Raw genomic sequence first — 13,391 nt, 5'->3', positions numbered from 1 at the left:
CCCCCGCCCGTTACCGGGCGCGGCTCCCCCTCCTCCCCAAAGACGTCTTCAGCCTGAGGGCTTCCAGCGTCCCACTCATGGCCCATTTATGTCCGACACAGACCCCGTCCATGCGCGGCTATTTCATCAGATCAAGGGCCTAGCGGGCGGCCATCGAAGGGCTGTCCTTCGGTCCTTGATGCCGGCTATAGACACTGCGCTCACACAAGGCGTTCCGTACGCAGAGATTACGCGTCAACTGGGCGCATCCGGAATTGAGCTCACCGCCGAATCCCTCCGCAAGGCTCGCTACCGCTGGCGCAAGCGTGGCGCCCGAACTATCGAAGATCGCAGAACCGGAGCAGCCGACCTCATGGCGGCCGGCCCGCTGACTCCAAGTCCCAAAGCCATCCAGGCTGAGCGCATTACGAGCAAAGCCGATTTGGTTCGGCTTCGCAAATCGCAAGACCACATTGACCTTGACGAACTGGCCGATCTCGGCCGACAAAAATAGGAGAAGTCCCCATGAAAATCGCAACCGTGAATTACTCCGGCTCCGTCGGAAAAACAACCGTTACCAGCCACCTGTTCGCCCCGCGTATGCCCGGCGCGGAAATCATCGCGGTGGAGTCCACCAATGAAAGCGCCGCGGATCTGGGCCTGGACGTCGAGCAGATGCGAGGCGAACATTTCGGCCGCCTGTTTCGCAAACTGCTCATGGCCGAATCCGCCATCGTCGACGTCGGCGCATCCAACATCGAAGACTTCCTTGCCGAACTGGTTAAGTACGACGAAGCGCATCTCGAAATCGACTTCTACGTGCTTCCGGTCGTCGCGACCGGAAAAGCGCAGCGGGAGACGATCAAGACCATCCAGGCGCTGGCCGAGATGGGTGTACCGTCCGAGCGCGTTCGCGTGCTCTTCAACCGCGTTGATGCAGACGTGCGGGAAGAGTTCTCCGCCATCTTCGGATATGCGCACAAGGCGGGCACCTTTATGGCCAACCCGGAAGCGGCCATTTTGGAGAACGAAGTCTTCGATCTGCTCGCGAACAAGCGGACGACCATCACGGAGATCCTTTCTGACCAGCGCAACTATCGCCAGGAGCTTCGCGAGGCAGACCGTAACGACGCCAAGCTCATCCGACATCTGAGCGATATGCACGCGCTTCAATCGTTGGCCCGACCGGTCAATCGGCAGCTGGATAAGGCATTTGAAGCGGTCTTTGCATAGGGGCCACTATGCAACCCGACGTGCAAAGTGGTCCGCAGAACGGTGCCGCCCCAGCGCGCACCAGGGTCGAATTTCTCTATCGCGAGATCCTCGTGGAAAGCGATCAGCTCCTCACCCGCATGGAGCAACTCACCTCACGCCAGACAGAAATTCAACAGGCGATGCAAGCCCTACCCGGGTCGATCCGCCAGGCCGGTATGGACGCGGCGAGCTTGGCAGCAGAACACGCAAACCGATCCTTGCTTGAGGCTTCCAGAACTATCGCAAAGGCCACAAGCGACCTGCGGGTTGCCTCCCGGATGGCCACGAACGCGTTGCCCTCTGCCGCCTGGCGCACTGGCTTGCTTTGCGCCGCGAGTGCGTTTGTTGGTGGCGCCTTCAGTGCGACGTTAGTCGCGATTGCTCTCTATCGCTAAGCCAATCCCCTTGTCACATGGCGCGACCCCGAACCGGGCCGCGCCAATTTTGCGCTTGTGCGCTGCAAAAGGAAACTCATGGCACCAGACACTCGCCGGCGAATACTTCGGTTCGCGGCGCTACTACTGCCGATCGCAGCTTGGCTTGTCACGGCCAAAGTAATGACTGGAATCCCGTTCAACCATATCACTTGGACGGTGCTGTCGCGCTGGCTGCTGGCCACACCGCATCACACTCCGCTCATCGTCGCGCCCATAGTTGGCCTGGCGCTTGTCCTTGCCCTCGCCTTCGCTTTGAAACGACAGTCGACCAAGGCAGGGTTCGACGGCGCCGGCTACAAGATTCACATTCGCGGCACCGAAGCTGTACCCGTCGCAAAGCTGAAAAAGTTGTGCACGGAGCGGGAGCAGCAGCAAGTGGATATCGCTGGCGTACCCATGCCGACGTCTGTCGAGAACCTGCATACTCTTCTCAACGGCGCAACTGGCACGGGTAAATCCGTGCTTCTGCGGCAGCTCGTCTACTCAATCCAAAAGCGCGCCGACAGAATGGTAATCGTTGATCCGAACGGCGACCTCTTCAGCAAGTTCGGGCGCGCGAACGACGTCCTGTTGAATCCTTATGACGCACGCACCGAGGGCTGGTCGTTCTTCAATGAAGTGCGCGCCGAATACGACTGGAAGCGGCTTGCGCTTTCCATCGTCCCGCTTGGCAAAGACGCGAACGCCGAGGAGTGGAACGAATATAGTCGGCTTCTCCTACGCGAAAGTGCACGTAAGCTCAGCGAATTGGGCACGCCATCAGTGCAAGAGCTATTCCGCTGGACGACGGTAGCCGCCGACAACGATCTGCGAGCCTTCTTATCCGGCACCCTGGCCGAGTCGCTGTTTGCCGGCTCCTCCGAGGCCAGCAAAGCACTCACGAGCGCGCGGTTCGTGCTTTCCAAGTACCTCGCCGAGCACGTGACGATGCCAGCTGGGAAGTTCAGCATCCGAGACTGGATGGACAGTGACTCGGGGAATCTCTACATCACCTGGCGGGAAGACATGAAGCACGCCATGAAGCCCTTGCTTTCGGCCTGGGTCGACGTCTTCTGCTCTTCGTTTCTCTCGATGTCCGAAGACGCCACTCGTCGGTGGTGGCTAGTCCTGGATGAGCTGGCTTCCCTGGAAAAGCTGGCGACTCTCGAAGACTTCCTCACCAAGGGGCGCAAGAACGGTGGTCGCGCGCTCGCCGGCCTGCAATCAATCTCCCAACTGGATCATATCTACGGCAAAGACATGGCGCAGACGCTACGTGCGAGCTTTCGGTCTTTGGTCGTTTTAGGTGGTTCGAAGACTGACTATGAAACGGCCGAGGTGATGTCCAAATCACTCGGTGAACACGAGGTTGCGCGCCCCGAGTACACCGATAGCCGCAATCCGGGAAGCGCTCGAAACACAAGCGAGCGCATGGTTCGCTCGACCGAGCGCGTAGTCACTGCGGCGCAGGTCCAAACCCTGCCTGAACTCACGGGCTGGATTGCGTTCGCGGGCGACCGGCCCATTTCGAAATTCCTGCTTGAGCCAGTCAATTTTGCTGTTCGCAACGCACCGTTTGTGGAGGCGAAGCGAGCGAACGCGCACGACGTCGCACACTCCGGCACTAACGAGCCGCAGCGGTGGAACGAAGTTGACCTGCCGGAAGATCCAACGATAGCGGCCTAGCCGCTGCACCCGAGGCCGTCGCGTCGAGCGACGGCCTAGTCCCTTTGGAGAGTTTTATGATCTCTTTGAAATCTATCCATCGCAGTGCAGCCACAAAGGCGTCGCACTACTATGCTGACCAGAAAGACGACTACTACAGTCGTGACGGGACCGCTGCGCAGTGGCAAGGCAAGGCCGCTGACGCGCTCGGATTAACCGGCGCCATACAGCAGGAGGAATTTCTGCGTGCGCTGCGCGGTGACTTCGGCCCCGACGTTGAACTATCGCGCTCGATCAGGCTGGATGCTGAGGCGCGTGCGGCACTGGATATGACGCTTTCACCGCCCAAGAGCGTCAGCATCCAGGCGCTGGCAGGCAAGGATGCCTCGGTGATCGAGGCCCATGATTACGCCGTCACCAGGGCGCTGGATTTTCTAGAACATGAGCTGTTGCGCGCGCGCCAAACTGAAAAGGGGATTACGACTACGGAGCGCACAGGCAACGCGGTGATCGCAAAGTTCCGGCATGAGACGGCCAGGCCAACGGACGGTGCCTATTCGGATCCCCAGCTGCACACCCACGCACTGTTGATGAACCTCACCCAACGCGCCGATGGCCGCTGGGTCGCCATATCGAACGACGAAATTTATCGATTGAAGTCCATGATGGAATCGGTGTATCACGCCGAGCTGGCCAGCAGCCTGGAGAAGTCCGGCCATCATATTCGCTACGAGGGCAAGAGCTTCGAACTCGCGCATATGTCTCGGGACCACATCGAAGGGTTCTCCAAGCGTTCGCAGGACATCAATGCCGAACTGGCGGCATTGGGTGAAACTCGCGAATCTGCGAGCAGAGCGCTCAAGCAAACTATCGCGCTCAAAACTCGCCTGGACAAGGCACCCGAAATTTCTCGCGAAGAACTTCAGCGTGACTGGGAACGACAGGCGACTGAACTCGGCATTGATTTCAATGGAGCAAAGCAACCACTGGAAAAGGAAGCCGAATTGGAAAGCGGCAAGCCGCCCCGTCAGGAATTGACGCCGGAAGCGGCTGCTCTGATTGCCGACGAGTGTCTTCGGTGGGCGATCAAGCACCACACCGAACGCGAATCCGTGATGGACGGAAAAGAGATGCTCAAGACCGCGCTGCACCGTTCGCACGGCATGGGCATAAAGCTGGGCGACCTCAAATCGGCCGTCAAGCGCTCACTTGATAAAGGCCATTTGATCCTTGGGACGATTCAGTACCGGCACGCGAAGGACAAAGATGGTGCCGGCGAATCACGGTCGGACTTGATCGCCGCCCTCGTCGTCGGTGGCATGAGCAAAAAACACGCGGAAGATAAAATCCGCATATCGATTGCTCGGGGCGAGCTTGTTCCGACCGGCGCCAAGTACACCACCCAGGTGGCTCGGGAGCGCGAAAAGCGAATCCTTCAGATCGAGCGCGAGGGGCGTGACCAGGTCGCGCCAATCTTGGATATTCAAGCAGCCCAAGGCGCTATGGCTGGCCGCTCGCTCAAGCCAGGCCAACTGGCGGCCGCCAATCTGATCCTCAGCACACCACACCGGTTCATCGGCGTCCAAGGCCTGGCGGGAACCGGCAAGTCGCACATGCTGGCCCAGGTCAAGGAGGCCGCTGAAGCAGCGGGCTTCAAGGTCCAGGCCGTGGCGTCCTACGGCAAGCAGATCGAGGCCTTGCGGGAACTCGGAATGGAATCCAGGACCGTAGCATCCGTTCTGGAGGCACGTCAGAAGGACCGCTTCAAACTCGACCCGAAAACCGTCCTTGTCATCGATGAGGCGGGCGTGGTCCCTGCCCGCCTCATGGAACGCCTGATGAAAATGGCCGAGGCCGACGACGCACGCATCGTCATGCTGGGCGACACGGGCCAAACCAAGGCCATCGAGGCTGGCCGCCCGTTTCACCAGTTGCAGGTCGCAGGCATGGCTACGGCCCTAATGGGCGACATCATTCGGCAGAAGTCCCCCGAATTGAAGGCTGCGGTGGAACTAGCGGCAAAGGGTGAGGCGTCGGCCTCCCTTGGCGTGTTAGATCAGAAGCTGAAAGCCGTGCACACCATCAAGGACGACGGCGAACGATATGACGCCATAGCGACCCGATACGCAACGCTGAACGACGATGAGCGGCGGGAGACGCTTATCGTGACAGGCACGAACGATTCGCGGAATGCGTTGAACGAGGCTACCCACCAGGCGCTCGGCCTGGGCGGCCGCGGCTTTGAATTCAAGATGCTCACCCGACGTGACACTACGCAGGCAGAACGGCGAGTGGCCAAGTACTTCGTCGCTGGGGATATTGTGCAGCCGGAGCGGGACTACAAAACCGGAAATTTGCGGCAAGGCGAGATGTACCGCGTTATCGGCGCGCTTGCCGGAAAGCCCAATGACCTAGTCGTTGAGCATATGGAAAGTAAGGTCCGGACCACCTTCAATCCTGCTCGCGCCGCCAAGCTGTCAGTCTACGAACCGGTCAAGGCAGAATTATCCGCCGGCGATTGGGTTCGGGCGACAAGGCACAACGCGGCCCTCGATTTGGCCAACGGTGATCGGTTTGAAGTGCTCGCCGTCACGCCCACAACGGTCACCATCGGCGGCAACGGCCGACGAATCACGATGAACGCGGCAACGGCGCCGCTGCATCTAGATCGGGCCTACGCGTCCACGAGCCACAGCGCGCAGGGACTGACATGCGATCGTGCACTGATCAACTCTGAGAGTTTTAGCCGCACCACGCAGCGCGACGTCTACTATGTAGCGATTTCCAGGGCACGCTTTCACACGGAAATCTATACCGAGAATGCCGCAAAGCTGTCCGGTGCAGTGAACCGGCTAGAGGAGAAGACGGCCGCCCTCGATATCGGACTTGAGGCGACACGACCATGGCGTCTCAAGGATACGCCATCACGAATGATAGCCAGCTCCGAAGGCAAGGAAGTTGCAGACAGCGCACTCCAACGTTAGGTCGCTTACGTGGGCGATTTTCGCCCGCCCGCATCCACTAGAGCGATAACTTGCGGGAATGAGCGGACAATAACAAAAACGCGGCCTGGTCGTTGGTACCGACCTTAGACCTCTGACGGAGTCACCACGCCTGCAAGGAGAGCAGCCCATGGAAGAAGTCGAACTCGCCACATTGCAAGCTGCCTGCCGGACTTTGGCGCGATCGACCTTATGGTCAGAACAGGGCACGCCGGAAATCGCAGTGGCCAAGCTGGCGGGCGAGTTTCTGCAGGTTGCCTCGGATCAGCTTGCCACCGTAGTTGAATCGGGCCGCGATCCACACATAGTGACGCGGGCGATATGCTACCTCGCACACACCCACGTCATTCCATCCAGGCGTATGGCTAAATGGTGGTTCACCGAAATGTTGGCATGCCTGGTCGAACTTGCAGTCCCTTCGATGATTCAGACACCAGCTTCGGCGGCTTTTCTACGCGATGTGCATGAAGGGATAGCAAATTGGACTGACTCATAAAGGATCTTTTCGACGCCCGCCGAATTGCCTGGGGTAATCAGTCGATCGGTTTCGTCGTAGTCGCGGAACAGCGCTTATATGCCTGTTGGGGATGGCTCGGTGCGGGGTATTTTCTCACGAGCCGGCCAGCATCAACCAGCGGGTTCAAATAGTGCTTTCTTAACGATGCGTCTGAGCGACTCAACGCCTGCGCTAGGTCGCGGAGCGTTACAAACTGTTCGTCGCAGAGGGACACTATGAGCTCTTCCATCCGGTCTGGAGGCATCCGCGCGGGAAGCGGACCGGGCCCAAGCAATTCTTGTAAGCGTTCTTTAAGACCCAGGGTGGTGTCCTGCACAACGCTCTTATGTCCAGAGAGAGACTCGCTATGTCCAGAGCTTGGATCGCTATGTCCAGAGCTCGAATCGACCACGGGTGCTGCTTCAACAGGCGGAGGTAGAACGGTCGCTGGGCTGGCAAAAGGTTCGGAATTGTCCTTTTTGTAACCAGGAAGAAAATAGATCATTCCCCGGCGAACGCCATCTGATTCGAGCATGCCAGCTCGAACCAAAGAGGTCAGGGCGCGCGTAATGTCCACAGGGTGGTCCGCACACAATTCCTTGACCCGAGCATGGTTAATCGTCCCCTCGGCGGCGGCGGACACTAACACCAGACGCTCGAGTTCTGGCAATCCAGTAAAGCGCTCGCTGAAACGTTCCTTCAGTTCCTCAATAGCCTCTTCCGGAAACATGCTCTCCATGCGAAGTTCCATAAGCGTCTGCTCGGGTTCATCCAGCTCGTACAACGAGGGACGCCGCCACTGCTGACTTTGCCAGTTGCTATAGATTTTAGGTATGCCCGAGCCAGCATGGTCACCGTATCCAACAAGCTGGAACATTGTCTGGAGACGTCTATTTCTACAATCGCTGTTCCCGCCCATCAATGCTAAGTCGAGCGGAATGCGCATCCGGCCGGGATTTCGAAATCCATACATATCCGGCCGTTTGACAACAAGCACCGACACACGGCCAGTGAAATCCGCATGAATGAGCGTGTTTACCAGAGCTTCCCGCAGGGCCTCTGTCTGAGCGCTGTCTTCCACCCGCTGCCCGTCTACCAAGCGAAACGGCACCTTCGAACCATCTGTAAGTTTCTGGTATGTGCGCCGGAAAAAATCATAGACGTTGCCGGACCACGAGCCGTCCGGGATTAGCCGGTCGACCCACCTCTTTTCCGCCTTGGCCTCGGGGCGCTCTTGGTAATCGACCATATAGTTTGGCAAAACCTCCCGGATCGTTTCCGATTGCCCGAACATCAAAAGTCCCGCAAGTGTCAGCCCACTTTTCCCGGACGCTCGGTCTGTGCCATACGCGCCGATTTTCTGAAGAAATTCCGACATACCCATGTCGAGGTACACGTGCCCCGGACGAACAGCCGAGAACCGGTTGCGATATGAGGTCACACTCTCTAGGTCTAAATCCGCTATGTCGTAATGTTCTAGCACTCTGGCGTCGCGGGCGTCTTCCACTCTCTCCGCCATCATCCGGCGAACCTGCTCTTCGGTAGCCCGATAGTCTCCTTCGTTCCGTCGCAGGTAAGTTCCCGTCATTGGATTCAGGCCGACGTGAACCGGCCGTTCCTCCCGTCTTGCTTGGCGAACCGAGACGACCAAGATCTCCATTTTTCCCGTTGGCACTATGCGAACATCATCGACCCCGAGAACGTTGGCGCTGATCTGAGTTGGGTTGTGGGCGCCGTTCCAGAGATCTTGCTTCACTTTTTCTGCGTTCGGAACGCCCACGGCAACTAGATGTCCGCGGCTCTCTTCGACCCCCAGCAGGATGTCTCCGCCATGCGTGTTGGCCATAGCGCTATATGACTCCCAAAACGACTTTGGCAATTGACCAGCACCGTCTTTCCCATGTGCGAGCTTACATTCGACGTCTGTGGTCTCAGTCAGGTCTGCGAGGTCGAAGTTCTGACTGTAGAGGGTTGAAGCCATGTTTCCACGTCCTTTTATGATTCACTGGGCTCTCTAATAAGGCGGAGGTCCTGAGCCATCCGCACTCCGCTATACCGAGTGCGAAACGGCCATAAGCATAACGTCCACGCGCCCGCCCTGGAGGGGCGGCCCCTCTCCTAGCATGGGTCCCAACGTTTAATCCATGCTTGAGGACTGTTAATGTCGCCCTTCCCAACATCGGCGAATCCATTTTCCGAGCTGATCCAGGTTAGGTCCCGGTCTGGTCCCGGTCTGGTCCCGGTTAAGTCCCGGTTAAGTCCCGGTTAGGTCCCGGTTAGGTCCCGGTTAGGTCCCGGTCTAGTCCCGGTCTAGTCCCGGTCTAGTCCCGGTCTAGTCCCGGTTAGATCCCGGTCTGGCGAGATTGCACCGAATTATGCTTCGCGGATGGCTCTTGTATACGCCGACACGCCGCCGGAAGCTATATGCCGCGCTGCACTTGGCTTATGCCGCTTTTCCATTGTCAGACAAAAGAAAACAACCTATCGCAAGAAAAATCCAAAAAAATCAAAGAGATAACCCCACCCGAAGGGTGCGTCCTGTGTGGTGGCTTTAAGGGACCCGCCGCCGCCCTGGCGGTGGGGGCCTTAAGGGCACCTGTGAACGTCCGGGGGACGTTCACGAAGTCCGCAGGACGGCCCCGCCGGCGCAGCCGGTGGGTATGGCCGCCCCGCATTGAGACCGCCGCCACGACCAAAGCAAAAGGCCGCCCGAGGGCGGCCTTTTGCTTTGGCGGATGGTTTAGGTCAGTGCGCTGCTGCCGTTGAGGCCAAGGGCCGAACAGGCGGCTGCTCATGCTGTAGAGCCTGCCACAAATCATAGTTGGCCTGCATTGCCACCCAAGCCTGGGCGGTGCTGACCCCAGCAAGCTCCAGCCGGACAGCCAGATCCGGGCGGATACCAGCCTTGCCATTGAGTACCCGGGAAAGTACCACCCGCGACATGGCCAGCCGTTCAGCAGCCCCGGTCACAGATAGCCCCAAGGGGGCAATTACATCCTCCCGGAGAATTTCCCCGGGGTGCGGCGGGCGGTGCATAGTCATGGTCTGGCTTCCACTAGCTCTGCCCCGCCAATCTTGCCCGACAGGTCGGAAAAGTTGCTGATCCGCACCGATCCGTCCGGGAACCGGGCGACCACATCAAGCTGTCCACCCATCGCCTCGATGTGGCTGCGCAGCGTCGAAATGTACATGTCCGTGCGCTTCTCCATCTTGGCAATGGACGGCTGCTGTACGTGCAATATCTCGGCCAGGACCTTTTGGGATAGCCCACGCGCCTGACGCAATTCCTGTAGAGGCATGTCCAGAAGCATCTCTTCCGTAGCGGCCTTGGCGCGAAGCTGAGATTCAGGCGACATGGCCGCCCGGAGCGCTGCAAATTTCTTAGCCATTGATCTGCCCTTCCTTTCGCAATTGTTCCAAATGATCGTCGTAAAGCTTGTCAGCTCGCGGCACAAACTCTTCATACCAGCGGTCATTCCCCGTTTTGTCGCCGCCGATCAGCAAGATGACGGTCCTCCGGGGGTCAAATGCGTACAGGGTACGCAAGGGATGCCCGCCCGCCTGAGTTCTAAGCTCACGCATGTGTTCGTGCTTGGAGCCGTTAATTCCACTCGAATGCGGAAAGCCCAACGACGTGCCCCGTTCCTCCAGCAAGCCGACCGTGGCGGCCACTGATTCCTGTTCGCTGACGGACAAGCTGTTCCACCAGTCTTCGAACTCATCCGTGAACTCAACTTCCCAAACCATCGGTTCCCCGCCTTATCTGTTTGAAAAATTATAACCTGCACGGAATATTCCATCAAGGGAATGTTTCGGAAATTTCTCTCGTCGCAGGCGACCGACGGACCGCAATGTCCGTCGCCTCGCCTCCTCAGCCAGGGACCGCCCAGCAACCCCGGCGCACATGCTCCTTATTCCTCCATTTCTCCCATCGGCTGTTCCACGGCCATTGCGACTTGAAGGGGTTGGGTGCGCATGATTTCAGGTAACCAGCCCTTGCCTTCCAGCAATTGCTCGGCTGTGGCGGCGGCCTGGGCCTTCTTCATCGCCAGCAGCGGCTTCGCCTGCTCCGCATCGACGGCCTCCGTGACCACTGCCGCGATCCGATCCTTTGACACGTGGGCAAGGTAGGACTGCGCGGTCGGCTTCCACCACTTGCTCATGTCCAGACCGATCACTGTGCCCAAGCGGTCAAGGTGCCGGGGTTCCGCGCCGTAGGAATGGCTTTGGCGACGGTAGAGCGAAACGGTGGTCAGCACGGCGAGCAAGTCGATGAGGTCCGCGTGGGGCTGTTCCAGCAGCCAGGGCAGCACTGCCGCTCCGTCCTCGGGAATCTGCCTTGTGACGGCTTCAATCTGCGCGTGCACCGCTGCCCAGGCCGAACTGTCCTTGATGTCAGCGTCCGTGTTCGCCAGCTCGTGATGCGCGGTCCGCATCGAGATATCGAACGAATCTCCGGTGCTGCTGCGCCGACTCCCGTCGAAGTCGCCCAGCATTTGCTCGATGAGCAGGCAAAGCGCCAGGGTGGGACGGGCCATGATTTCGGCTTGCAGTGCAATGACGCGCTGTGCTTGGAGCCGGTTGGTCAACGCCTCAGAATGCACAGGGCGCGTCAGGACGGGGGGCAGGTCCACGCCCGCCGTCGTCTGGCCGTCGCCGTCGTTGCTGCGCATGGCCTGCGCCACGGCGTCACGCTCGTCCTGGCGGATCAGGCCACGAGTGACGGTCAAGTCGCCTTGATAGTCCAGGTGCACAATCGCACCGCACAGGGCTTTCAGGTCGGCCGGGTAGTCGTAAAGCTCGGCCCGGATTTCACGAATCTGCCCTTCATAGCCGCGAATCACGCCGCGAACCTTGTCCAGGTCGGCCGCGTCGTGGCCTTCGGACTCTTGCAATTCAGCAAGCTTTGTCCGCGCCGCTTCGATCTTCTTTTGCAGTCCGTCGATCTGCTTGGCCTGGGCCTTGCGCGGCTCCTGATGGACGCGCTGAATCTCGCCAAAGGGCTTTTTGTCGGCGTACTCGAAAGACACGCGGCATTCCACCCACAACCAGCCTTCTGCCTGCACCGCCTTGAACAGCTTGGATCGCTGCATCTTGGCATCGGCCATGCTGCGCACCTTCTCCGGGTCGGCCAGATAGGCGTCGTTCTCGAACAGGTCGCGGCGAACTTCCCCGCCCGCCTTCTCATACGCGGCGACGGTCACGTACCGCGCCACGGGCGAGTCGCCGCGCATTTCAGTTTCGGCCAGCAACTGGCGGATGTGGTCATCGCGGTTCCAGTATTGGCCCGCCGACGCCTTCCAAGCCGCCTCCTGGCGGGCATGGTCGGATACGGACGCCAGCGCCTGCATTTCGTCCATCTTGATTTTGCCGTCGCGGAACAACTGCATAAGCGTGGGCGAAACGCCGCCCAGCGCCAGCAGCTTCTTGACGGCCGATTCTGAAGCGCCATGCGCGGCGGCGATGGCCGCGACCGTCCAGTTTTCGGCGCGCAGACGCGCATAGCCTGCATACACGTCTGCCGGGTGCATCGCCTTGCGCCCGAAGTTTTCGATCAGGCTGGCGTGGTAGGCGTACTCGCTCGGAATGACGAGGCAAGGGACCGGGTAGTCGGTTGGGAAAACGCCGCCTTCGATCAGCAGGCCAAGGGCTGTCCAACGCCGTCCGCCCGCGCACACTTCATAGGAGCCGTCCGGCGCTGCGACCACAACGAGGTTTTGCAGGAGTCCGCCCATCGCCTGGATGGTGGCTTTCAGCTCCAGAATCTCGGTGTCCTGTTTGCGGTCCTGCGCACTTCGTGCTTGGTATGCTTCGCTGAGGCGCAGTTGCGAATGCGGGATATCCATGCGCGTGGCGGCGGCGTGGATGGCGGCGAGTTCGTTGGAATCGAGTTTCATCAAAATGCTCCGGGTCGATATCGAGATCAGTGCAGTTGCGCGGGGATTTCCGGCGCGTCGAGTGCGGCGATGAGCGCGGTAAGTTGGCGCATGGTCATCGCGGGGATGCGAAAGCTCAGGCCCAGCAAGTGGGCACGGCGCATGTCGTTTGCCAATCTGATAAAGTCGTGGTTCATCACGATTCTCCTAGTCCGAGGGTTGCGGGTGATGGCCCCTGCCGGTTGCCGCCGGTCAGGGGCCTTTTCGTTTAATAGCCGAGCCATTCCAGCAGCACGTGGCCGCGATACAGCGGGTGATTGCCGCAGTCGGCAAAGAACTCTTGAGCGTTCAATTGATGCCTACCAATTTCTTCCATGACCTGGATGCGCGTCACCACGGCTTCGTCCGCCGATTCCCTGTCGCGCAGGCCCAGGGCCGAAACCGGCCCGAGATCGAATAGGTCCGCGAGTAGTTCGATCATGTCGGGCCTGTGGCCTTGCCATGCGACCAACTCGTTTTCGATGGCGACGGCCAAGACCGGCGCGGTGTCATAGCCCTTTTCTGCAAGTACGTGCGCAAAGTCGGCGGCGCTGCGTTCGGTGAACTCGATGCCGCGTGCGGCAAGATCATCTTTAGAAAGCTCGCACTGGGCGCAAGCAAGGTGGGTGTACAGAACGACGTCGCAAGACATGGTGGATTTCCT

At 59.4% G+C, this 13,391-nt stretch carries 12 protein-coding genes; 5 read left to right on the top strand and 7 right to left on the bottom strand.

Annotation, left to right across the window (positions count from 1 at the left end; genetic code table 11):
- Positions 1-504 precede the first annotated feature (504 nt).
- From stbB to A9973_RS26000, 5 genes are all read left to right on the top strand, one after another.
- The gene (stbB, locus tag A9973_RS26020; protein WP_183016511.1) at positions 505-1,212 is read left to right on the top strand and encodes a StbB family protein; all 708 of its coding nucleotides are present in this window, start codon (positions 505-507) and stop codon (positions 1,210-1,212) included.
- Positions 1,213-1,220: 8 nt separating this feature from the next.
- On the top strand, positions 1,221-1,628 hold the full coding sequence (locus A9973_RS26015) for a hypothetical protein (RefSeq protein WP_183016510.1): 408 nt from the start codon (positions 1,221-1,223) through the stop codon (positions 1,626-1,628).
- A 78-nt stretch (positions 1,629-1,706) separates the two neighbouring features.
- Positions 1,707-3,335, top strand: a complete 1,629-nt coding sequence (locus A9973_RS26010; RefSeq protein ID WP_183016509.1) for a type IV secretion system DNA-binding domain-containing protein — start codon at positions 1,707-1,709, stop codon at positions 3,333-3,335.
- A gap of 56 nt (positions 3,336-3,391) precedes the next feature.
- A complete protein-coding gene (gene mobF / locus A9973_RS26005) occupies positions 3,392-6,298 on the top strand; it encodes a MobF family relaxase (RefSeq protein WP_183016508.1) in 2,907 nt (968 codons plus the stop codon).
- 148 nt (positions 6,299-6,446) lie between these two features.
- Positions 6,447-6,812 carry a hypothetical protein gene (locus tag A9973_RS26000; RefSeq protein WP_183016507.1) on the top strand — a complete coding sequence of 122 codons (366 nt, stop codon included), beginning with the start codon at positions 6,447-6,449 and terminating at the stop codon, positions 6,810-6,812.
- Positions 6,813-6,849: 37 nt separating this feature from the next.
- Here the strand turns inward: A9973_RS26000 and A9973_RS25995 are convergent, their stop codons facing one another.
- The 7 genes from A9973_RS25995 to A9973_RS25965 all read right to left on the bottom strand — a co-directional run bounded on the left by A9973_RS25995 (position 6,850) and on the right by A9973_RS25965 (position 13,379).
- Positions 6,850-8,793: an RNA-binding domain-containing protein gene (locus tag A9973_RS25995; RefSeq protein WP_183016506.1), complete on the bottom strand. Its 1,944-nt coding sequence runs from the start codon at positions 8,791-8,793 to the stop codon at positions 6,850-6,852.
- Positions 8,794-9,557: 764 nt separating this feature from the next.
- A complete protein-coding gene (locus A9973_RS25990; protein WP_183016505.1) occupies positions 9,558-9,854 on the bottom strand; it encodes a HigA family addiction module antitoxin in 297 nt (98 codons plus the stop codon).
- The gene (locus A9973_RS25985) at positions 9,851-10,201 is read right to left on the bottom strand and encodes an XRE family transcriptional regulator (protein WP_006217529.1); all 351 of its coding nucleotides are present in this window, start codon (positions 10,199-10,201) and stop codon (positions 9,851-9,853) included. The genes A9973_RS25990 and A9973_RS25985 overlap by 4 nt, the downstream gene beginning before the upstream one ends.
- Positions 10,194-10,559 carry a type II toxin-antitoxin system RelE/ParE family toxin gene (locus A9973_RS25980; protein WP_183016504.1) on the bottom strand — a complete coding sequence of 122 codons (366 nt, stop codon included), beginning with the start codon at positions 10,557-10,559 and terminating at the stop codon, positions 10,194-10,196. Before A9973_RS25980 ends, A9973_RS25985 begins: the two co-directional genes overlap by 8 nt.
- Positions 10,560-10,723: 164 nt before the next feature.
- The gene (locus A9973_RS25975) at positions 10,724-12,709 is read right to left on the bottom strand and encodes a ParB/RepB/Spo0J family partition protein (RefSeq protein WP_183016503.1); all 1,986 of its coding nucleotides are present in this window, start codon (positions 12,707-12,709) and stop codon (positions 10,724-10,726) included.
- A 26-nt stretch (positions 12,710-12,735) separates the two neighbouring features.
- Positions 12,736-12,885, bottom strand: coding sequence for a hypothetical protein (locus A9973_RS25970; RefSeq protein ID WP_183016502.1), 150 nt, complete (start codon positions 12,883-12,885; stop codon positions 12,736-12,738).
- Between the two features lie 71 nt (positions 12,886-12,956).
- Positions 12,957-13,379, bottom strand: coding sequence for a hypothetical protein (locus A9973_RS25965; protein ID WP_183016501.1), 423 nt, complete (start codon positions 13,377-13,379; stop codon positions 12,957-12,959).
- Positions 13,380-13,391 lie beyond the last annotated feature (12 nt).

The sequence above is a fragment of the Achromobacter sp. UMC46 genome, from assembly GCF_014170335.1.
Taxonomy (GTDB): Bacteria; Pseudomonadota; Gammaproteobacteria; order Burkholderiales; family Burkholderiaceae_B; genus Achromobacter.
The sequence above is the reverse complement of the archived record's forward strand: the minus strand, read 5'-3'. Positions and strand labels throughout refer to the sequence as shown.

Bases quoted from the DNA above. Each gene is read 5' to 3' on its own strand.
- stbB (WP_183016511.1), top strand. From the start codon at position 505: ATGAAAATCGCAACCGTGAATTACTCCGGCTCCGTCGGAAAAACAACC.
- A9973_RS26015 (WP_183016510.1), top strand. From the start codon at position 1,221: ATGCAACCCGACGTGCAAAGTGGTCCGCAGAACGGTGCCGCCCCAGCG.
- A9973_RS26010 (WP_183016509.1), top strand. From the start codon at position 1,707: ATGGCACCAGACACTCGCCGGCGAATACTTCGGTTCGCGGCGCTACTA.
- mobF (WP_183016508.1), top strand. From the start codon at position 3,392: ATGATCTCTTTGAAATCTATCCATCGCAGTGCAGCCACAAAGGCGTCG.
- A9973_RS26000 (WP_183016507.1), top strand. From the start codon at position 6,447: ATGGAAGAAGTCGAACTCGCCACATTGCAAGCTGCCTGCCGGACTTTG.
- A9973_RS25995 (WP_183016506.1), bottom strand. From the start codon at position 8,793: ATGGCTTCAACCCTCTACAGTCAGAACTTCGACCTCGCAGACCTGACT.
- A9973_RS25990 (WP_183016505.1), bottom strand. From the start codon at position 9,854: ATGACTATGCACCGCCCGCCGCACCCCGGGGAAATTCTCCGGGAGGAT.
- A9973_RS25985 (WP_006217529.1), bottom strand. From the start codon at position 10,201: ATGGCTAAGAAATTTGCAGCGCTCCGGGCGGCCATGTCGCCTGAATCT.
- A9973_RS25980 (WP_183016504.1), bottom strand. From the start codon at position 10,559: ATGGTTTGGGAAGTTGAGTTCACGGATGAGTTCGAAGACTGGTGGAAC.
- A9973_RS25975 (WP_183016503.1), bottom strand. From the start codon at position 12,709: ATGAAACTCGATTCCAACGAACTCGCCGCCATCCACGCCGCCGCCACG.
- A9973_RS25970 (WP_183016502.1), bottom strand. From the start codon at position 12,885: ATGAACCACGACTTTATCAGATTGGCAAACGACATGCGCCGTGCCCAC.
- A9973_RS25965 (WP_183016501.1), bottom strand. From the start codon at position 13,379: ATGTCTTGCGACGTCGTTCTGTACACCCACCTTGCTTGCGCCCAGTGC.